Source organism: Microbacterium awajiense (assembly GCF_039536545.1).
Taxonomy (GTDB): Bacteria; Actinomycetota; Actinomycetes; order Actinomycetales; family Microbacteriaceae; genus Microbacterium; species Microbacterium awajiense.
The window spans coordinates 391839-412211 of sequence record NZ_BAAAYU010000005.1 but is presented as its reverse complement, the minus strand read 5'-3'; the positions used below and the strand labels follow the sequence as shown (position 1 = coordinate 412211).

Here is a 20373-nt window from a genome sequence, read left to right as displayed (position 1 = left end):
CGGGTTCCCCGCCCGTCTTCTCGCGGGCGACGGTAGGCGGGGGTCCGTCGAGGGATCGTGCCTCGAGGGATCGTTCACCCCGGGTCTCACCCCGGGCATCACCCTGACGCGGCGTGCGAATGCGCGGTCGATCTGTGCCGTGATCGCGCCGCCGGTGGCCGTGGAGGCCGGTTCGGTGCTGGTCTGGATGAGACGAGTGCGGGGAGCCGAACGATGCGACCACGGGAAGCGGCCGACGCGACGCGATGGCGTCCGGCGGTGTGGATGCGTGCGCTGACCGGCGTCAAACGCGGCACATGGTCGTGGAGCCGTGCCATCAGAGCAGCGCTCGGCGTGGGCGCACCCCTGCTCATCGCAGTGCTGACCGGGAACGTCGCGTGGGGGATGTGGGTCTCCATGGGCGCGCTCCTGCTGGCGGTCGGCGAGCGGACGGGCACGTACGCCGCGAGGTTCCGACAGATCGCGGTCACCGCACCGCTGGCCGCCGCGGGATTCGCGTGCGGGCTGCTGGCCGATCTCGCGTGGCCGGTCGTCGTTGCGGTGATGACCGCGGTCGCCTTCGCGGCGGGGATCGTGAGCGGCATCTCGAACGCGCTGTCGATCGGCACGATGCAGGCACTGCTCATCTCCGCCATCGCGGTCGGCGTGCCCTCGGCGGCGCCGTACTGGCCCGCCGCCGCGCTCTTCCTCGTCGGTGCGCTCTGGTACTCCGCGCTGCTGATGATCGAGGCGGTCTTCGCCCGGCGGCGACCGTGGCGCACCGCTGTCGTTGACGTCGTGCTCGCGCTCGCCGCCGCCGCGGACGACCGCGTCGACGGCGACGCGCGGACCGCTCACGTGCGCTCTCGCTTCAACGCGGCCGTGGACGCCCTCGATGCGATGGTGCTCGGCATCCGTGGGCGGGCCATGGGCCCCTCCCGCGAGGCCGATCGGGCCTCGGCGATCTCGCGGGCCGCCGACCATCTGTTCGCCCGGCTGGTCGCCCAGGACGCCGATGTCGAGCTGTGCGAGAAGACCGCGGCCCGTCTGCGCGTGGTCGCCGAGGCGGTGGATCACGGTCGGCCCCGGCCGCCGTGGACCGCGGCGCACGGCACACTCGTGCGTCTGTCACTGCTCGAGGCCGCCATCTGGGGCGATCTGCCGCTCGGCACGCCGACGGCGGACCGTCGTCCCGCGCGCCACCTCCGCTTCGTGCCCGGCGCCGACCTGATCGGCTCGGCCGCGCGGCTGGCGGCGTGCACCGGACTCGCGTACCTGGCATTCCTGACCCTTCCCCTCGCACACGGGTACTGGATCCCGCTCACCGTCGCGCTCGTGGTGAAGCCCGATCTCGGGTCGGTGTTCGGGCGCGCAGTGCTGCGCAGTGTCGGCACGGTGGCCGGTGCGCTCGTCGCGGTCGCCATCGCCGCGGTCGCCACCGTCGACCTCGCCGAGAGCATCGCCGTCCTGCTGCTCGCGGCGGTGCTGCCGTGGGCGGTGGGCCGCTCGTACGCGCACCAGGCGCTGGTGCTCACCCCGCTCATCATGCTGCTCATCGGGCTCGTCGCGACGGATGTGTCGGCGGCGGATCTCACGGTGGATCGGATCGTCACGACCCTGCTCGGCGGCGTCATCGCGATCGTCGCGGGCTATCTCATCTGGCCGGCATCGCGGCATCCCGCGATCGCCCCCGCCTTCGCCGGGGCCGTGTCGGCCCTCGCGACCTATGCAGCCGGGGTGGCGTCGGAGGCGACCGACACCGAAGTCCAGGACGATCGACGGGCTGCGTACCGTCGGCTGTCCGACGTGAGGGTGCGTCTGCAGCGCACGCTCGCCGAACCCCCGCCCGCCGGCCCTGAGGCATGGGCGTGGTTCCCCGCCGTGAGCACTGCCGAGCGCATCGCCGACCGATTGACCGACGTGTCGGGCCGGCGCAGCCCGCGCGGGCCTTCGGAATCCGCCCAGCTCGCGGCGATCGCCGACCGGATCGCGCACTTCGCTCCCTCGGCCGATCGTTCCCAGGGGCGTCCGCCCGCCGCGATCCCCGCCGGAGCCGAGACGACGGACCCGCTGCTCGCCGCGCTCGCCGACGATGTCGCGAGCCTCGCGCCCCTGCTCGATCAGCGTTCTTCGGGTGGCTCCCCCTGAGTGGCGCGGGCTCGCGCAGCCTCGGCGACGCGGTGGATCCGGTCGTTCAGCGCTGAGACGATCGTGGCGCTGGTGACGCCGATCACGGCGACCCCGCCCAGCATGAGTCCGACAGCGAGGACGCGCCCGAGCAGCGTCACGGGCACCATGTCGCCATAGCCGACGGTCGTGATCGTCGTGAAGCCCCAGAACAGCGCATCGCCGAACGAGCGGATGCTGGAGCCGCTCGCGGTCCGCTCGACCAGCCAGACGCCCCACGCGGCCGTGTACACGAAGAGGATCACGAAGACGACCGTCGTGGCGAGGAACAGCCCGCGCTGCACGGCCGATGAGCCGTACCGGAAGTACGGCAGCCGCCAGACGTAGACGATGATCAGGAACGGGCGCAGGAAAGGCAGAACGAGGGTCGCCGCGTCGAACGCCCTCGTCCGTACGAACCGTCGACGAGCGGGCCCCGCGAGCCGCAGTCGGATCAGGTAGTCGACGATGAACAGCGCCCACAGCACGACGATCGCAAGCGACGCGATCGTCAACCCGACGGCGCCGGGCGTCTCCTCGACGAGGAGCCAGGTGGTGCAGGCGAACATGAGGATCGCTCCGGCGAACAGCGGCCACGCCCAGCGGTCCTCCCAGACGGTCACCGCGTCGAGGTCGGCGGCTCGGTCGTCCCGGGGGTGTGCAGTGCTGTCGTTTTCCATGCCCACACCATAGGCGCCCCGCGTTGTCACGATTCCCGCCCCGTCTGGGCACGGATGGCTCTCACGATGACGCGCCGGCGCTCACTAGCGTCGCTGACGGCCCGCGCCTCCACGGGCCCGTCGACCCGTGATTCGAGGAGTGTCATGACCGAAGAGAACGACGAACTCGCCCCGGTGTTCGAGCGCGCGGGAGAGGCGAGCGTGACCCGCCACGACGCCTTCCCGGTGCACGAGATGCTTCCCGAGACGGCGTACCAGATCGTTCACGACGAGACGATGCTCGACGGCAACGCCCGGCTCAACCTCGCGACCTTCGTCGGCACGTGGATGGACGATCACGCCGACCGGCTCTACGCCGAGTCGTACGACAAGAACATGATCGACAAGGACGAGTACCCGCGCACGGCCGCGATCGAAGACAACTGCTGGCGCATGCTCGCGGACCTGTGGCACGCGCCGAGCGTGGCCGACGCGGTCGGCACATCGACGACGGGCTCGTCTGAGGCGTGCATGCTCGGCGGTCTCGCCCTCAAGCGCAATTGGCAGAACGCGCGCAAGGCGGCGGGCAAGTCGATTGACAAGCCGAACCTCGTCATGAGCTCGGCGGTCCAGGTGTGCTGGGAGAAGTTCTGCAACTACTGGGACGTCGAGCCGCGCTACGTGCCCATCAGCGACGATCACAAGGTGCTCGACGGGCACGATCTCGCCTCGTACATCGACGAGAACACCATCGGCGTCGTGGCGATCATGGGTGTGACCTACACGGGGATGTACGAGCCGGTCGCCGAGATCGCGAGAGCGCTCGATGCGATCCAGGAGTCGACCGGGCTCGACGTGCCGATCCACGTCGACGGCGCCTCCGGTGCGATGATCGCGCCGTTCCTGCAGAAGGATCTCGTCTGGGACTTCCGGCTCGAGCGGGTGCACTCGATCTCGACGTCGGGTCACAAGTACGGCGGGGTGTACCCCGGCGTGGGCTGGGTCGTCTGGCGTGAGGCGAAGTGGCTGCCGGACGATCTCGTCTTCAAGGTCAGCTACCTCGGCGGCGAGATGCCCACGTTCGCGTTGAACTTCTCGCGACCGGGCGCGCAGATCCTGCTGCAGTACTACCTGTTCCTCCGCCTCGGTTCCGAGGGTTACACGCAGATGCAGCAGGAGGCGCAGGACGTCGCGCTCTTCCTCTCCAAGGGCATCGCCGAGATCGGTGCCTTCGACCTGTGGAACGACGGCTCCGACATCCCCGTGTTCGCGTGGCAGCTCAAGCCCGGACACACGGCCAATTGGACGCTGTATCACCTGTCGGACCGCCTTCGTATGAAGGGCTGGCTGGTTCCCGCCTACCCGATGCCCGACGACCTGACCGACCTCACCGTTCAGCGGATCGTGGTGCGCAACGGACTCAGCATGGACATCGCGGCCGAACTGCTCGACGACATCCGCACCGAGACGGCATTCCTCGACCAACTCGAATCCCCCATGCCCGTCGAGGGTCAGCACGCCGGATTCCACCACTGAGCCCGGCCCGCCGCGAAAGGATCGACGTGACCACGTCCACCACCAAGACCGGAAGCACGACCGGCAACGCCGGCAAGATCAGCATCTTCGGCCTCGCGCTGCTGAACATCACAGCCGTCGTCGCGCTGAACAACCTCCCCGCTGAGGCCGAGTACGGTCTGAGCTCGGCGTTCTACTTCGTGTTCGCCGCCGTGTTCTACCTGATCCCGATCGCGCTGGTCGCCGCGGAGCTCGCGACCGGATGGTCGGAGAAGGGCGGCATGTTCCGCTGGGTCGGCGAGGCTTTCCGCGGCCGGATCGGGTTCATGGTGATGTTCATCGCCTGGATCGAGGTCTGCGTGTTCATCCCGACCGCCCTCACGTTCGGTGCGGTCTCGCTCGCGTTCATCGACCCGAACGAGAAGGAAGCGCTCGCGATCAGCGGCGACAACTGGTTCGTGATCGTCGTCGTCCTGGCGGTCTACCTGATCGCGACCATCATCACCTTCCTCGGCTCCAAGGGCTTCGCGACCATGGCGAAGTGGGGCGGCGTCATCGGCGTGTTCATCCCGATGGCCGTCCTGATCGTCGGTGCGACCGCCTACGCCATCGGCGGGAACGCTCCCCAGATGGACGTCGGCTGGGGAGAGGTCCTCCCCGACTTCGCGGGCTTCGGCACGATCGTCCTCGCCGCGGGCATCACGCAGATGTACGCGGGGATGGAGATGAACGCGGTCCACGTCAAGGAGGTCAAGAACCCGACCCGCAGCTACCCGCTCGCGATCTTCCTCTCGGCGGGAGTGACGGTGGCGATCTTCGTCTTCGGCGCGCTCGCGATCGCATGGGTCGTGCCGGCCAAGGACATCAACCTCACCCAGGCGATCCTCGTGACCTACTACGACATCTTCGAGTGGATGGGCATCCCGTGGGGCGGTTCGGTGGCGGCCATCATGCTCGCCGTCGGAGTGCTCGTGACGGTGACGACATGGGTGGCCGGCCCGTCGACCGGGCTGCTGGCGGGCGCCAAGTCGGGCTTCCTGCCTCCGTCATGGCAGAAGACCAACAAACACGGCGCACCGACGACGATCCTGCTCATCCAGGCGGGGCTGATCATCATCCTCGCGATCCTGTTCGTCGTCCTTCCCTCCGTGCAGGCGGCCTACCAGATCCTCGAGCAGCTGGCGACGATCCTCTACATCACGGTGTACCTCCTGATGTTCTCGGCGGCGATCCGGCTGCGCTACTCCCAGCCCGATCGGCCGCGCCCCTTCCGCCTGGGCAAGAAGGGCAACGGTCTGATGTGGATCGTCGCCGGATGCGGCTTCGTGGTCTCGGCCTTCGTGTTCGTCATCGAGTTCATCCCGCCGGCGCAGATCGACGTCGGCAGCCCGGTGGTGTACACCCTGCTGCTCATCGTGTCGGTGCTCGTGGTCTACGCGATCCCCAATGTGATCTACCACTTCCGCAAGCCGAGCTGGAAGTCGCAGGATCCCGACTATGCGCCCTTCACCTGGGAGCAGAAGGCCGAGGCGCCCGCGGTCGCGAAGGCGGCGCCGGAGGGCACCGGGACCGGAGAAGGCACGGGACATGCGTAAGGTCGCGCCGGTCGTCAAGCGCGTCCGGTTCATCGGCTACGCGGTGCCCACCACCCCCGCCGACGTGGTTGCGGTCGGAGACCCCGACGACACGGGCTCCCTCGCAGGCACCTACCGGGCGCTGGGTGATCGCGACGCCGACATCGACGCCCGGGTGGCGGTGATCAAGGCGGCGGTCGATCGCGCACGCGAGGTGCTTCCCGCGGACGAGCCCGACGTTCTGAACGTGTTCGTCGCTCCCGAGTTCTTCTGGCACGGCGTGCACGGGCCGTATGTGCACGGGCCGGCGGATCCGGATCCCGCGGACGTCATTCTGGATCGCCTCACCGCGGCACTTCCCCCCGATGAGTACCCCGGATTCCTGATGGTGCTGGGCACCGTCATCACCACGAAGGTCGCCGACATCGACTCGGTCTTCGCCTCCCAGTCCACCAGGGTGCGCAACGACGTCGTGCGGGCGCTGGGCGAGGCCTGGAATTCGGTCACCGGTCCGATGCAGACGGTCGTCGCCGACGCGCTCATCAACTTCATCAAGAACTGCCACGCCTACCCCGATGTCGAGGTGCGGAACCGTTCGTTGATCCTCAGCGCCCACCCGATCGACGGCATCCTCGAACCGATCGGCGCGCATGCGGTGACGACCGAGAAGAACTTCGACTCGAACGAGGACTTCCTGCTGTGGGACGTCACCGGGAAGGACGTCGTCACCGAGCAGATGACGGCGTACCCCGTCCTGGACCTCACGGGCGGCGACTTCAAGGCCGACGCGCGGGATCCGTTGTCCGTCTTCCGGATCGGGGGCGAGCACCCGCGCTCGGTGGGCGTGGAGATCTGTCTCGATCACTCCGACCGCCGCCTGCGCAAGGGGATCGACCGGAACCCGTGGCCCGAGCGTGCGGACGGTCTGGATCTTCAGCTCATCCCGTCCTCCGGCATGCAGCTGCACCAGGCGTCGATCGGCGCCCGTGCCGGGGGCTGGGTCTTCAACTGCGACGGGCAGTACCGGCTCGGAAGCGAGAGCGACGCCGGCACCGCGCAGCACGCGGTGATCGCCGGCGTGCCGTGCGCCTTCGTCGACTACCGCGATCCGGCGGGAGCGTCGTTCGGCGCCCACAGCCAGCTGACCCGAGTCGAGCGGGCGGCGGTCCGCGGCGACGACGCGGCCCCGGGTGCCCACGACGCGGTGCTCGAGGCGCCCACCGACGTCGACGTCGGCGTGTTCCCCGTCGCGCAGGCCGACGACTTCGACGCCGTCTTCGCGGGCGGTCCGGGCGCGCTCCACATCTACGGACTGCGCTCGCCGATCGTCCTGTCCGGCTGAGCTGTGGGTGTCGAAGCCCTCTGGATCACGCTCGGCGTCGTCATCCTCGCGATCACGGCACTCGACACGTTCCTCGCCGTCATCAACTACAACGAGGTCGGCCTCGTCGTCAATCGTGTCGCGCGGGTCCAGTGGCTGGCGATGCGCGCGATCACCCGCTCGCTGCCGCGGAGATTCCGGCCCCTCGCACTGCGTCAGGTCACCGGCATCATCACGATCACGATCATCCTCACCTGGCTCGCGGGCATCATCTTCGGGTTCTCCCTCATCTACTTCGGGGCGATGAGCACGGGCGCCATCAGCCGCGCGGATGGCGCGCCCGAAGGGTACTGGGCCGCGCTCTACCTGAGCATCGGTCAGTTCTCCACCGTCGGGGTCGAGACCGTCACCGCCGTCAACCCGGTCATCGCGGTCCTCGCCGTGCTGCAGGCGCTCACGTCGGTGGTCATGCTCTCGATGATCGTGACCTTCCTGCTCAACGTGTTCAACGGCATCCAGATGCTCCGCTCACTCTGTGCGGATGTGTCGGTGCCCGCGGGCATCGACGATCCCGTCGCCGTGCTGTATCCGTTCTTCCCACACGGACAGATGCGCGACCTCGAGCGCTACCTCACGGTGACGTGGGGGGACATGAATCTCTACGGCGATGTGCTGCGACAGACGCGTGTCACGTACTACTTCCAATCGGGGGAGGACACGTTCGCCTCGCCGTTCGCCCTGTCGTCGATCGGATCGATCGTCGCGGGCCTGCGCTGGGGTCTGCCGACGGCGTCCGGCATCCCCACCCTGCCGGGTCTGCTGCGACTCGAGGAATCGCTCGCGGCCGCCCGTCGCTGGATCAGCGCCGAGATCCTGCATCTTGAACCGCTCGCCCCGCCGATCCCGGTCGAGCGGGGGGCGTTCGCCGAGGCGATGCGCGCCCTCCACTCCGAGGAGGGTCCCGGCGCGATCGTGGATCCGTGGGTCGCCGAGTTCGACACCATGTGCCGAGCGATGGCGCGGCTGACATCAGCCGATCGATCGGATGACGCCGCGCTCACCGCCGATGACGACGAGGCTTACCACCGCTACGTCGAGTGGCTGCCGTTCGCTGTGACCACGCGGCGATTCAACAACGCACTCAGCGCCGACCTCGATTACCAGCCGCTCTACGTCGGCGCGTCGCCGCCCCTGCTGGATGCCGCGGGGGTGCCGGTCGCGCTTCCGCCCGGCGATGCGCCCGCGCCCCCACGCACCCGGCAGTCGTGGTCGCAGCGGCGACTCGTCGCCGCGGATCCGGGAGGGCAGACCCGGCGGACGGTCGGGGTGCTGGCCGGAGCCCTCGTCGCGATCGTCGGTGTCGGGCTCGCAGCGGGGCTTCCGGCTGCCGGCATCGTCGTCGCCGCGGGTACGACCGTGCTGAGCGTGATCGATCCCGGCCTCGCGATGACGAGACGACCCTGGTGGACGGTCGTCGGAGCGATCCCCGCCGCCGCGGCGGTCTTCCTGGCGGCGGTCACACCCGGGGACCCGCTGTGGTCTGCCGTGGGGATCGCCGTCGTGGTCGCCGTCACCATCGCGGCCCAGGTGATCGGACACGCCCCAGCCGTGGTCGGCCGCCAGGTCGCCGCCGCCTATCTGCTCGCGCTGTTCGCCGGGGTCGCGGTCGAGGAAGCGCCCTGGACCGCGGTCGCGGTCGCGGCCGCGGTCGCATCGGCGGTATCGGTCACGGCGGCGCTGCGGTCGCGCGACCCCCATCGTCTGCTCGGGCAGACCGTGCGCTCCATCCGCAGCCGGGTCGACGATGTCCTCGTCGCCGCCGCAGACGCCGTCGATGCGCGCTTCGCCGACCGTCGGCAGCACCGGGCACTGAAGCATCGCGTCCGGGCACTCCGGCGCACTGCGGCCCTCGGCCTCGACCGCCTGGTGGCCTCGGCCGACGCCGCCGGCGCGCCCCCGCTCGCGTGGCGGGAGATCGAGTCGGTCACCGTGCAGGTCTGTGCCGAAGCCGACCGCGTGGCGCGCGCCAGCGTCAGCGACGGCCTTGCGAAGCTGAACCCCGCCGCCCGAGCCGTGGTCTCCGCAAGGCTCGACTCGGTGCGGGACGGCAGGTCGCCCGGTGTGGCCGATCGAGCAGAGGACGCAGTCCAGGCCGCTCTGCTCGGCGATCTCGCCGACCTGAGCGCAAGTCTGCGCGACCTCGTCGAAGTCGGCGACGCGCCCGCATCGGCACCGTCTCGCATGCTCGACGGCGAACCGCCGCGGGCGGCGGGCCTGCGACGTGCCGCCCAGGCGGGCATCGCGGTCCTGGCCGCCACAGGCGTCGCCGGTGCGGTCGCGGGGTCGCCCCAGCCGTGGCCGGCCGCGCCGTCGGCACACCTCGTGCACGGACCCGGGGTCGAGAGCCGCGGGCGACTCCTCGTTCGCGCGGTGTGGTCCGCCCTCGGTGCGGCGTCCGGGCTCCTCCTCGGCACGGTTGCGGCGACGCACACGATCTCGCTGGTCGTCATCGCGCTGGCCGGTCTGTGCCTGGCGCTGGTGCACGGTCGCTCGGCGGCCGTCGAGTCGTTCGCCGTGAACGCCCTGTTCGCCACCGTCTATGCGGGTTCCGGTGCGTTCCTGCTACCCGACTGGTGGATCATGTTCGGCCTGCTCGTCGGCACGATCGTCCTCTCGAACGCGATCGCCCTCGGCGTGCTCCCGCTCACGCTTCGTCGCGACGAGCGGGACTCCGCCGCGGCGCGGCTGAGTGAGATCGGCCGCACGGTGAAGGCATCGCTCGGGGGGCGGCGGATGCCCGCGCTCGACGGTGAGTCGGATGGCGCGACCGGGCCGATGCCGATCGCTCCCGCGTGGCTGGGCGTCCAGCCGGTCGCGACCGCGCCGCTGCTGAGGCCCGAGCTTCGGTACCTGGAGTCGGCGGCGGACGAGCTCGCGGACTCCGTTCCCGGCGCATCTCACGAGCTCGGCGACGCGGGGTTGCGACGCCGCGCGGCCGAGATCACGGAGGTGAATGTGGCGGCCGCCGTCACCGCCTGCCGGGATCGGCTGCCGCGTCACATCGTCGGCCTCGAAACGGTATCGGAGCTGGCGATGCCCAGTGCGGGCGCGTCCAACCCCACCATCATTCAGCTGCGGCGCCTCAACGCGGGCCTGCAGGGCTTGGTCGACACGGTGCGCACCGGGTCCTGACCTGTCAGCGGCCGCGGGACGGCGGCGCTGCGTCGCCGTCCTCGGTCTTCACGAAGATCTCGCGGAGGCTGTCGTAGACGGGCTTGGACCGCAGCAGCGTCGTCGTCAGCACGGCCATCGCCGCCGCGATGATCATCGGGATGACGACCGTGGTCGTGGCCGTCATCTCGACGATCAGGGCGATGCCGGTCAGCGGTGCGCGCACGACGGCGGCGAACAGCGTCGCCATGCCGACGAGCGCGAGCGTGAGGGCGATGTCGGCGTCGAGATCGGGGCTCAGCCACGCGGTCGACTGATGGAACGCCAGCCCCAGCAGCGCGCCCAACGCCAGCAGCGGTGCGAACAGCCCGCCCGGTGTGCCGGCGGCGTACGAGAGCGGTCCGGCTAGGAAGCGGATCGCGATGTAGGTCAACAGCACCGGAAGCGCGAAGGCGCTTCCGCCCAACGCGAGTTGGGTGACGACGTCACCGCCCCCCACAGCGAGCGGATCGTAGAGCAGCGCCGCCCCGACGATCGCGCCGACTGCCGCAGCCCGCACCGTGACGGGGACCCGTCGCATCCGCTGCGCGAGGACGACGAAGCCCACCGTGAGCGAGGCGTACGCCGCTCCGAGCAGTCCGACGACGACCCCGAACACCGCGAACAGCGGGAGAAGGTGGATCGGGGTGGTCGCGATCGCGGCCACCGTGAAGTCGGGATGGTCGCCGATGATGATCCGCGCGAAGGCGACCGCAAGACCCACGCCGACGAGCGTCGCGATCGTGAGCCGCGTGCTCACCCGATGGGTGACCTCCTCGAACACGAACAGCGCCCCCCCGATCGGTGCGTTGAACGCGACGGCGAGTCCGGCGCCCGCGAGGGCTGTCTGTGCGACGCGGACCTCATCGGTCGGACGCCCCAGCGCGCGAGCGGTGCCGGTGCCGATCGCCGCGCCCATGTGCACCGTGGGCCCCTCGCGTCCGAGGACGAGGCCGCCGCCGATCGCGAGGGCGCCGCCGACGAACCGCCCCGGGATCACGCCCAGCGGTGCCGGAGAGACCTCGCCGCGGACGACCGCCTCGACGTCCTGGATGCCGCTGCCCGCCGATCGGGGTGAGAGGCGGACGATCGCCGCGGCCGCGGCCGCGGCCAGCGCGGTCAGCAGCACCGGCACGATCCATCCCCACGGCGTGGCGTGCGCCCACTGCACGATCGACGCCCTCAGCGCGTCGGCCTGCTCGAGCACCCACCGGAACGCGCCGCCCACGAGCCCGGTGGCCACGCCGGCGATGGCTGCGACCGCCACGACCCACAGGAGTCCGGGCGGGATCGGCACGGCGTCTTCGCGCTTGGTGACTTCCATGCTCCTCCGCAGGTGCCGGGCCGGTGGCATCACGGCCGTGCCGACGAAGCTAGCAGGGCGCCGCTCCCCGACGACGTGGGCGACGGGACGGGGCGCACCAGCGCGCCGGTTCGGCACAGGCGCATGGTGGTGGGGACCGAGCCTGGGGAGCCCGCGGCGGTCCGTTCACGCGACGGAGCGCTCCACGCCACCCGGCGGCCCCCGTACGTTCACCCGGTGACTCCACCATGGCACCCATCCGATGAGGCCGGATGAAGGAGGCCGCATGCACGCGCACGCGTCGCCCGTCATCGCCTGGGTCGAGTCGCCGCTCCAGCTCATCGGTGCCGCCGAGTGGGCGGCGGCGCAGGGCCGACGCGTACCGGTGGCCGGTCGGCTCACCCCGCAGATGTCGGAGACCGCCGACGAACTGCTGGCCCGCGGCGCGATGTTCGGCGCGTGCGAGCCCTACCTCGGCATTCCGTGGAACCTGCTCGCCCGCCATCGTCACTGGCTGGTGGGCGACGGCTTCTCAGGACAGTTCCGCTTCGCGGCATCCGTCCTGCGGCCGCGACGCATCACGTTCCTCGACGACGGAGCGAACACGCTGCCGTTCGTCGACGCGCTCATCGGCGACGGTCCGTACGCCAGGCCGGGCGTGCGCGAGGGCGGTCTCACCACCCGTGCCGCCCCCTTCGCCGCACACCATGTGCTGGCGCGGATGCGTGCGCGCGCGGTCGACGTCTTCACCGCCTTCGACCTCGGCGACCGTCGCGAGCGAATGATCGGCGAACTCGGTGGTCGGGTCGACCGCCACGCCTTCCCGTGGACCCGGCAGACCGCGCCGGCGTTCACGACCGAGACCGCCGGGCGCGTGATGCTGGGCAGCGCCCGTGTCGTCGACGGGCGGATGCCGCTCACCGCGTACCTCGACTGGGTGGCGCGCCTGGCGGCGCAGTCGCCCGTGACCTACCTGCCTCACCGTCGCGAGACCGACGAGCAGCTCGCCGCCGTCGAAGCGATCGCCGGCGTGCATGTCGACGCGAGCGGTCTGCCCGCCGAACTGCTGCTCGCCGGCACGACCGAGCCCCTCGAGCTGCTCACCCTTCCATCCTCGACGACCACCACGCTGCCGCTCGTGCTCGACGGTACGGGCAGCACGATCCGCACCGAGGGTGGCTTCGTGCGCGGATACGGCCGACGGGTGATGCCGTGAACCGATCCGAAGTCGTCGCGGTCATCCCCGCGCGCGGCGGATCCAAGGGCGTTCCGCGCAAGAATCTGCGGCGCGTGGGCGGCGTGCCCCTCGTCGCCCGGGCGATCGCGGCCGCGCAGGGCGCGGCATCCGTCGACCGCGTGGTCGTCTCGACCGATGACCACGAGATCGCGGCCGTCGCGCACGAATGGGGTGCGCAGGTGATCGACCGGCCCGCCGAGCTCGCGGGCGACACCACGTCGAGCGAGCGGGTGCTGCTGCACGCCCTCGACGACCTGGCCGCGGCCGGTGTCGACGTCGGCACGCTGGCGTTCCTGCAGGCGACGTCGCCGTTCATCGACCCGCGCGATCTCGACCTGGCAGTGGAGCTTCTCGCGGCGAACGAGCACGACTGCGTCTTCTCGGCGATCGAGACGTACGGCTTCCTGTGGAAGTCCGAGGCCGGAGACGCAACGGGGGTCAACCACGACTCCGCGGTGCGCCCGCGCCGGCAGGACCGCGATCCCCACTATCTCGAGACGGGCGCCTTCTACGTGATGGACGCCGCGGGTTTCGCGGCCGCGCGTCACCGCTTCTTCGGTCGCATCGGAATCGTCGAGGTGGCCGAGCGCACCGCCATCGAGATCGACTCCGAAGAGCAGCTCGCGATGGCGCAGGCGATCGCACCGCTCGTGCCCGAGGCATCCGACCTCGTCGACGTCGTCGCCGTCGTCACCGACTTCGACGGCGTGCACACCGACGACACCGTCATCACCGACTCGTACGGGCGCGAGAGCGTGCAGGTCAGCCGCTCGGACGGCATGGGCGTCGCGCGCTTGCGGCGCGCGGGCATCCCGGTTCTCATCCTGTCGTCCGAGACCGACGATGTCGTCAGCGCGCGCGCTCGCAAGCTGCAGGTCGACGTGCGGCAGGGCGTCGACGACAAGGTCGCCGTACTGCGCGAATGGGCCGCGACCCAGCAGGTTCCGCTCTCGCGCATCGCGTACATCGGCAACGACGTCAATGACCTCGGCTGCCTGGAGCTCGTCGGCTTCCCGGTGGCCGTGCCCGAGGCGCACCCGCTCGTGCTGGCCGCGGCCCGGGTCGTCATGCGGCATGCCGGCGGACACGGTGCCGTCCGCGAGCTCGCCGATCGCGTGCTGCGTGACCGCGGCGCCGCTCAGCCCGTGCGCACCGGTGCCGGGCGCACCTCATCAGGAGACGAGGCAGACCGATGACCGTGAAGATCGGGACCCGCACGATCGGGGCGGGCCATCCCGCTTACGTGATCGCCGAGATCGGCCTCAATCACAACGGCGACGTCGAGATCGCCAAGCAGCTGATCGACGTCGCCGCCGAAGCCGGAGCCGACGCCGTGAAGTTCCAGAAGCGCACGCCCGACATCGCGACGCCTGCGCACATGCGCGACACCCTGCGCGAGACACCGTGGGGCACGATGACGTACCTCGAGTACCGCCACCGTGTCGAATTCTCGCGCGAACAGTACATCGAGGTCGCAGACCATGCGGTGCTGCGTGGACTCGACTGGTTCGCGTCGCCGTGGGACGTGCCCAGCGTCCACTTCCTCGAGGACCTCGGCGTCGTCGCGCACAAGGTCGCGTCCGCGTCGCTCACCGACCTGGCCGTGCTGCAAGCGCTGCGCGCCACCGGCAAGCCGGTCATCCTGTCGACGGGCATGTCGACGCTCGAGCAGATCGATCTCGCGATCGACGTGCTGGGCGTGGACCGACTGGTGCTCATGCACGCCACGTCGACCTACCCGATGGAACCCGACGAGGCGAACCTGCGGGTCATCCCGACGCTGCGCGAGCGCTACCCCGGGGTGCCGGTCGGCTACTCGGGACACGAGCGAGGTCTGCAGATCTCGATCGCCGCGGTCGCTCTCGGCGCCGCCGCGGTCGAGCGGCACATCACGCTCGACCGCACGATGTGGGGCTCCGACCACGCCGCCTCGCTCGAGCCGACGGGCCTGCAGCACCTGGTGCGCGACATCCGCGTCGTCGAGGCGGCGCTCGGCGACGGCGTGAAGCGGGTCTTCCCGGGCGAGCTGGCGCCGATGGCGAAGCTGCGCCGCGTCCTCACGTGACAGGCGGCGTGCGGCGGATCGTCGCACTCGCCGACACCGACTCCTACGTCAAGTGGGCGGCCGCGCTGCTGGAGGCGCTGCCCGATGACGTCGAGACCGAACTGGTGATCGTCGAGACGCCGCTCGCCGTGAGTGCCGGGCAGCTGCGCAACGCGCTGGCCGGCACCCGCATCGACCCCGAGACGGTCCGTCGCGTCGAGTTCGGCGAGGTGCCCGCCATCCTCGACGAGGCCGCCCCCGACGCCGTGCTCATGGCTTCGCGCGGTCCGGTCGTACGCGTGCTCGCCGCGACCGTCGCGTCGCTCGTGCCGCGGCCGGTGATCGTGACGGGACTGCCCGGCATTTCGATCCCGGCGACGACCGCGGCGATGCTCCACCGCACGCAGTGCGACCTGTTCGTGCTGCACTCCACGCGCGAAGTGCGCGAGTTCACCGAGCTCGCGCGGCACCGCGGCCTTGCGCAGCGCTTCGCGCTGTCGACACTGCCGTTCGCCGCGGTCGCCCGCACGGCCGATCGCAGCGCCGGGGGCACTGACCTCGTCTTCGCCTCGCAGGCGATCGTGCCGCGCGAGCGCGCCGACCGGGTGCGCGTGGCGCGGATGCTCGTCGCCGCGGCGGCCGCCGATCCGACCCGGCGCGTGGTCGTCAAGGAGCGTGCGGTGGGGGGAGAGCAGCAGACGCACCGGCAGAAGTACTCCTATCCGGACCTGCTCGCGACGGTCGGGCCCGTGCCCTCCAACCTCGTGGTGTCGCACGCGCCGATGCTGCGGGCTCTCGACGACGCCGAAGGCCTGGTCACGGTGAGTTCGACGGCGGCGATCGAGGCGGTCGCGCGCGGGGTGCCGGTGATCGTGCTTGATTCGTTCGGCGTCGACGACAGGCTGATCAATCCCGTCTTCGTCGGCAGTGGGCTGTTCGGTTCGGAGGACGCCGTGCGCGAGCGGGACTTCCGGATGCCCGCCGAGGGCTGGCTGGCCGACAACTACTTCCACGATCGGGCCGCCGACGACTGGGTGGCGCAGCTCGACGAGCTCGTCGCCCTGCGCCGCGGCGGGGTGCTCGCGCCCAAGCCCGCGCGCGAGCGCCGCGGCGGTCGGGTGCGCGACGTGTGGGAGCGCAAACTGGCGTTCGGCCGACACGATCGCTCACTCGCCGGGGCGGTGGTGCTCGTGGTCGGCGTCCCGTTGCGATTCGTGCTGCGCCCGATCCTGCGGCCGTACCACCGTCGCCGACTGCGCGCGGCGTGAGCCGGTCCGGCTCGGCGGACGGCGCAGCGCGGTAGCGCACGGCCCGACGCCGCGCAAGCACTACCCGGCCGTGATCGCGGTGCGCGATCGTGGGACGATGGCCGACTTCACCGGTGACGGAATCCTGTTCCTGGCTCTCGGTGTGGCGGCACTGGCGGCCGCGCTGCTTCCCCGATTGCTCGGGAAGCTGCCGGTGTCGATGCCGATGGTGTTCCTGGCGGGTGGGGCTCTCGCGTTCGCCCTGGTGCCGGGGCTGCCCGACCCGCTTCCCCGCGAGCATCCTGAGATCGCGCTGCGGCTGACCGAGGTCTGCGTGATCGTCTCACTGCTGGGGGCCGGCATCGCCATCAATCGGAAGTTCTCGTTCCGCGGATGGTCATCGACGTGGAGGCTACTGGGCCTCACGATGCCGCTGACGATCCTGGCGGTCGGGCTCCTCGGCTGGTGGGCGCTCGGACTCGGAGTGGCCGGCGCCGTCCTGCTGGCCGCCGTCCTGTCGCCGACCGACCCCGTGCTGGCCACCGAGGTGCAGGTGAGCGAGCCGGTCGACGAGCCCGGCGCCGTCGACGACGAGACGCGATTCGCGCTCACGTCCGAGGCGGGTCTCAATGACGGGCTCGCGTTCCCGTTCACGCTCGCGGCGGTTGCTGTGAGTCTCGTCGGTGTGGACCCCGCGGGGTGGCTGGGCGAATGGCTGCTCGTCGACGTGCTGTGGCGGATCGGCGTGGGCGTGGCGGCAGGCTTCGTCATCGGCTGGCTGTTCGGCAAGCTCTTCTTCTCGCGGACCGGTGACGAACTGAGGATCGTGCAGCGCGCGGAGGGCTTCATCGCGATCGCGGCGATCCTCCTCGCCTACGGGGCTGCGGCGATCGTCGAGGGCTACGGGTTCCTCGCGGTGTTCGTATGCGGGGCGACCATCCGCGCATCGGAGCGGGCTCACGGGTATCACGGCGTCCTGCACACGTTCGTCGAGCAGATCGAACGGCTCTTGACGGTCGTCGTGATCGTGCTCCTGGGCGGCGCGGCGGTGCGCGGACTGTTCGCCGACATCGGTTGGATCGACATCGTCGCAGCGCTGGTGATCGTGCTGCTCGTGCGGCCCCTCGCGGGGTGGATCGGTCTGACGCCGGGCAGGACCGGACCGCGTGAGCGAACCGTGATCGCGTTCTTCGGCGTGCGGGGGATCGGCTCGCTGTTCTACGTCGCGTACGCCCTCACCCACGGTGCGTTCGCCCAGGCCGATCGCCTGTGGGCGATCGTCGGACTCGTCGTCGTGTTCTCGATCGTGATCCACGGCATGGCTGCCGCGCCGGCGATGGCGCTGCTCGACGCCGAGCGCCGCAGAGTCGCGCGGGAGGATCCCGCCGAAGACGACCCGCGAACGACCGCCGTCTAGGAGTGCCGGGCCGCATCGTGCCGGCGTGGTGCTGCGCTCATCGCGCTTCGCGCGCCGTCACGTGCTGATCGAGCCCCGCTCGGCGGAGGGCTCGTCCATCGACGCGGGAGAGTCGCCCGACGCCCGCCAGGTCTCGATCGCGGCCCACACCAGCAGCGAGACGGCGATCCCCTCGAACAGACCGCCGAACACATCGGACAGCCAGTGCGTGCTGAGGTAGGTGCGCCCCCACATCATGAAGACGATCCACAGGACGCCGGCGACGGTGACGTACCATCGGCGCAGCAGCAGCGCGAGGGTGATCGCGAACGTCGTCGCGACGGCGGTGTGGCCCGACGGGAACGAGGTGGCGAGGTCTTCGGCGAGCGTGCCTTCGGGTCGTTCGCGTCCGACCACGTACGACAGAGGCGCGCCGATCGCGACGACGACGATGATCGCGGTCGCCATGTTGACCGCGCTCCATCGTCGTCTTCGCCAGAAGAACGCGGCCACGACGAGGATCGGGATCACGACCATGACGACCGTGCCACCCACGAACGCCGGGATGAACGCGATGAACACGCCCACCTCGGTGCGTTGCGACTCCAAGAGGTCCCGCCACCACAGGTCGAACTCCAGTGGCTGGAGACCGTTGGCGGCGACGATGGCGAAGATTCCGAGGAAGACGCCCGCCGCTCCCAGACCGAAACCGAGCGCGACGATCCGCGCGCGCGCCGACGCCGGCGGGAAGTCGCGCACCGGGGGTCGGTCCAGCCAGCGTTGCTTCGTCACCGCGGCAGAGTATCCCGCGGCTTTCGCATCGAGGCGCCCCTTGCGTGCCGGCACCGAAGGACGGTATGGGCGCCGGTCGAAAGGACGATGCAGGCGGCCGACGGCAGTCCGGGGCATCGCCCGCGCGGGTTCGTTCCGGTAGCCTGCCGACCGTGACCACGACCCGCGTGTGCGTCGCCGGCGGCGGGCCCGCCGGGATCATGCTCGGCCTGCTCTTGGCGCGACACGGGATCGACGTCGTCGTTCTCGAGAAGCACGACGACTTCTTCCGTGACTTCCGCGGCGACACCGTGCATCCGTCGACGATGAACCTGCTCGACGCACTCGGCCTCCGGGCGGGATTCGACGCCATCCCGCATCACCCGCTCACCATGCTCGACGTCGTGGCCAACGGCGTGCGCGTGCACGCCGTCGACTTCACCACACTCCCGCGACCCAACAACTTCCTCACGCTCATGCCGCAGTGGGACCTGCTCGACCTGCTGGCGAGCGAGGGGGCGCGGCATCCGTCGTTCGACCTGCGGATGGGTACCGAGGTGATCGACGTGCTGCACGACGCCGGTCGCGTGAGCGGAGTGCGCGTGCGCGACAGCGACGGAGAGAGCAAGGTCCGCGCCGATCTCGTCATCGCCGCCGACGGACGCGACTCGACCGTTCGTCGCCGCGTCGGACTGAGGCCCGCGGCCCGCGGCGTGCCGGCCGACGTCGTCTGGTTCCGGCTGCCGCACCCGAGCCGCCATGTGCCCGACACGCTCGCATGGCTGTCGGAGGCGGGCATGCTCATCACGATTCCGCGCCCCGACTACCTGCAATGCGGGTTCCTCATCCCCAAAGGCCGGTTCGACGACATGCGCGCGGAAGGGATCGAACGCTTCCGCGCCCGCGTGGCGCGCGGATCGCCGCCTCTCACCGAGGTGACCGACCACATCGTGTCGTTCGACGACGTCAAACTGCTCTCGGTGCAGATCGACCGCCTGCCGACCTGGACCGCGCCGGGCGTGTTGTGCATCGGCGATTCCGCGCACGCGATGTCGCCCGCCTTCGGCGTGGGCATCAACTATGCGGTGCAGGACGCCGTCGCCGCGGCGCGCATCCTCGTTCCGGTGCTGACACGCGGCGGAGGGCACGCGGAGATCGACCGCGCGGCCGCCCGCGTGCAGCGGCGCCGGGCGTGGCCGACCGCGATGATGCAGCGCATCCAGCAGGTGGTGCACCGTGCGATCGCCAACGGGCGTGCCGTCCGAGTGCTCGACAACCCGCCGACCCGCGCTCAGCGCGCCGTGATGCGCGTGGCGATCCCCGTCGCCCGCCCGCTGGTCGCACGCATGGTCGGCTACGGCTTCCGGCCCGAGCGGCTCAGTGGATGATGGCCTTGAGCAGGGCCAGCAGCCCTCCGAAGCCCGCGGTCACCAGAGCTCCGATGATGCGAAGGTGCAGCGGCGCGCCCCGGCGCTGGTAGGCCACGTACCCCAGCACGGCGAGCGTGACGATGCAGGAGATCAGGGCGAGCCAGCCCGCGAGTCGGTCGGGGAAGACCCGCAGCGTGCCCAGCAGCAGGATGACGCAGGGGACGATCGCCGACAGCAGCATGCCCCACGTGGCATGCAGCGACATGCGGAATGCCTCGCCGAGGCCGACGTTGTGACCCTCTTCGAGACCGTGGTGCGCGACGGTTCCCGCGTAGACGTGTGCCGCCCAGAAGACGAGCACGGTGACGACGACGGTGACCAGCACTTCGGCCGACGTTCCGCCGTGGGCGCTCGCGGCGACGATCATGCCGGCGACCAGCAGCATTCCGTAGACGGCCTGCTCGGTGGCGAAGCCGGCGCGCACGATCAGCTCGGACGGCCGGCGATGCTTCGAGAACATGATGCGAACCTACCCCGGAGGACCGGGTCCTGGCGCACCCGGTCCCCGGTCGCATCGCGGT

The 20373-nt window shown here is 70.6% G+C and carries 15 protein-coding genes; 11 read left to right on the top strand and 4 right to left on the bottom strand.

The window, feature by feature from the left end; genetic code table 11:
- The first annotated feature begins 213 nt into the window (after positions 1-213).
- A complete protein-coding gene (locus ABD663_RS08675; protein WP_344737584.1) occupies positions 214-2127 on the top strand; it encodes an FUSC family protein in 1914 nt (637 codons plus the stop codon).
- Here the strand turns inward: ABD663_RS08675 and ABD663_RS08670 are convergent.
- Positions 2100-2825, bottom strand: a complete 726-nt coding sequence (locus tag ABD663_RS08670) for a potassium channel family protein (protein WP_344737583.1) — start codon at positions 2823-2825, stop codon at positions 2100-2102. The two genes, ABD663_RS08675 and ABD663_RS08670, sit on opposite strands and share 28 nt — an antisense overlap.
- 144 nt (positions 2826-2969) lie before the next feature.
- On the opposite strand from ABD663_RS08670, the gene gad reads away from it, so the two are divergent.
- Genes gad through ABD663_RS08650 form a run of 4 tightly spaced genes read left to right on the top strand, consistent with a single transcriptional unit; the run spans position 2970 to position 10406 of the window.
- Positions 2970-4340: a glutamate decarboxylase gene (gad, locus tag ABD663_RS08665; RefSeq protein ID WP_344737582.1), complete on the top strand. Its 1371-nt coding sequence runs from the start codon at positions 2970-2972 to the stop codon at positions 4338-4340.
- A 26-nt stretch (positions 4341-4366) separates the two neighbouring features.
- Positions 4367-5914: a glutamine/gamma-aminobutyrate antiporter GadC gene (gene gadC / locus ABD663_RS08660; protein WP_344737581.1), complete on the top strand. Its 1548-nt coding sequence runs from the start codon at positions 4367-4369 to the stop codon at positions 5912-5914.
- Positions 5907-7235, top strand: coding sequence for a hypothetical protein (locus ABD663_RS08655; protein ID WP_344737580.1), 1329 nt, complete (start codon positions 5907-5909; stop codon positions 7233-7235). Before gadC ends, ABD663_RS08655 begins: the two co-directional genes overlap by 8 nt.
- A gap of 3 nt (positions 7236-7238) precedes the next feature.
- Entirely contained in the window at positions 7239-10406 is a 3168-nt protein-coding gene (locus ABD663_RS08650) for a hypothetical protein (RefSeq protein WP_344737579.1), read from the top strand.
- Positions 10407-10410: 4 nt separating this feature from the next.
- Here the strand turns inward: ABD663_RS08650 and ABD663_RS08645 are convergent, their stop codons facing one another.
- Positions 10411-11748 carry a chloride channel protein gene (locus tag ABD663_RS08645; protein ID WP_344737578.1) on the bottom strand — a complete coding sequence of 446 codons (1338 nt, stop codon included), beginning with the start codon at positions 11746-11748 and terminating at the stop codon, positions 10411-10413.
- Positions 11749-12013: 265 nt separating this feature from the next.
- On the opposite strand from ABD663_RS08645, the gene ABD663_RS08640 reads away from it, so the two are divergent.
- The 5 genes from ABD663_RS08640 to ABD663_RS08620 all read left to right on the top strand — a co-directional run bounded on the left by ABD663_RS08640 (position 12014) and on the right by ABD663_RS08620 (position 17672).
- The gene (locus ABD663_RS08640) at positions 12014-12943 is read left to right on the top strand and encodes a hypothetical protein (RefSeq protein WP_344737577.1); all 930 of its coding nucleotides are present in this window, start codon (positions 12014-12016) and stop codon (positions 12941-12943) included.
- The gene (locus ABD663_RS08635) at positions 12940-14160 is read left to right on the top strand and encodes a cytidylyltransferase domain-containing protein (RefSeq protein WP_344737576.1); all 1221 of its coding nucleotides are present in this window, start codon (positions 12940-12942) and stop codon (positions 14158-14160) included. The genes ABD663_RS08640 and ABD663_RS08635 overlap by 4 nt, the downstream gene beginning before the upstream one ends.
- Positions 14157-15029, top strand: coding sequence for an N-acetylneuraminate synthase family protein (locus ABD663_RS08630; RefSeq protein WP_344737575.1), 873 nt, complete (start codon positions 14157-14159; stop codon positions 15027-15029). Before ABD663_RS08635 ends, ABD663_RS08630 begins: the two co-directional genes overlap by 4 nt.
- Positions 15026-16276 (top strand): DUF6716 putative glycosyltransferase, encoded by a 1251-nt coding sequence (locus ABD663_RS08625; RefSeq protein ID WP_344737574.1) that lies wholly within the window; start codon positions 15026-15028, stop codon positions 16274-16276. Before ABD663_RS08630 ends, ABD663_RS08625 begins: the two co-directional genes overlap by 4 nt.
- Before the next feature lie 97 nt (positions 16277-16373).
- Positions 16374-17672, top strand: coding sequence for a cation:proton antiporter (locus ABD663_RS08620; RefSeq protein WP_344737573.1), 1299 nt, complete (start codon positions 16374-16376; stop codon positions 17670-17672).
- Between the two features lie 57 nt (positions 17673-17729).
- Here ABD663_RS08620 and ABD663_RS08615 read toward each other — a convergent pair whose 3' ends face one another.
- Entirely contained in the window at positions 17730-18443 is a 714-nt protein-coding gene (locus ABD663_RS08615; RefSeq protein WP_344737572.1) for a phosphatase PAP2 family protein, read from the bottom strand.
- 152 nt (positions 18444-18595) lie between these two features.
- On the opposite strand from ABD663_RS08615, the gene ABD663_RS08610 reads away from it, so the two are divergent.
- Positions 18596-19810: an FAD-dependent oxidoreductase gene (locus tag ABD663_RS08610; protein WP_344737571.1), complete on the top strand. Its 1215-nt coding sequence runs from the start codon at positions 18596-18598 to the stop codon at positions 19808-19810.
- Here ABD663_RS08610 and ABD663_RS08605 read toward each other — a convergent pair.
- Entirely contained in the window at positions 19800-20312 is a 513-nt protein-coding gene (locus ABD663_RS08605) for a hypothetical protein (RefSeq protein ID WP_344737570.1), read from the bottom strand. The two genes, ABD663_RS08610 and ABD663_RS08605, sit on opposite strands and share 11 nt — an antisense overlap.
- Between the last annotated feature and the right edge of the window lie 61 nt (positions 20313-20373).

Excerpts from the sequence above, each read along its gene's own strand:
- ABD663_RS08675 (WP_344737584.1), top strand. The coding sequence starts at position 214 with ATGCGACCACGGGAAGCGGCCGACGCGACGCGATGGCGTCCGGCGGTG.
- ABD663_RS08670 (WP_344737583.1), bottom strand. The coding sequence starts at position 2,825 with ATGGAAAACGACAGCACTGCACACCCCCGGGACGACCGAGCCGCCGAC.
- gad (WP_344737582.1), top strand. The coding sequence starts at position 2,970 with ATGACCGAAGAGAACGACGAACTCGCCCCGGTGTTCGAGCGCGCGGGA.
- ABD663_RS08655 (WP_344737580.1), top strand. The coding sequence starts at position 5,907 with ATGCGTAAGGTCGCGCCGGTCGTCAAGCGCGTCCGGTTCATCGGCTAC.
- ABD663_RS08645 (WP_344737578.1), bottom strand. The coding sequence starts at position 11,748 with ATGGAAGTCACCAAGCGCGAAGACGCCGTGCCGATCCCGCCCGGACTC.
- ABD663_RS08640 (WP_344737577.1), top strand. The coding sequence starts at position 12,014 with ATGCACGCGCACGCGTCGCCCGTCATCGCCTGGGTCGAGTCGCCGCTC.
- ABD663_RS08630 (WP_344737575.1), top strand. The coding sequence starts at position 14,157 with ATGACCGTGAAGATCGGGACCCGCACGATCGGGGCGGGCCATCCCGCT.
- ABD663_RS08620 (WP_344737573.1), top strand. The coding sequence starts at position 16,374 with ATGGCCGACTTCACCGGTGACGGAATCCTGTTCCTGGCTCTCGGTGTG.
- ABD663_RS08605 (WP_344737570.1), bottom strand. The coding sequence starts at position 20,312 with ATGTTCTCGAAGCATCGCCGGCCGTCCGAGCTGATCGTGCGCGCCGGC.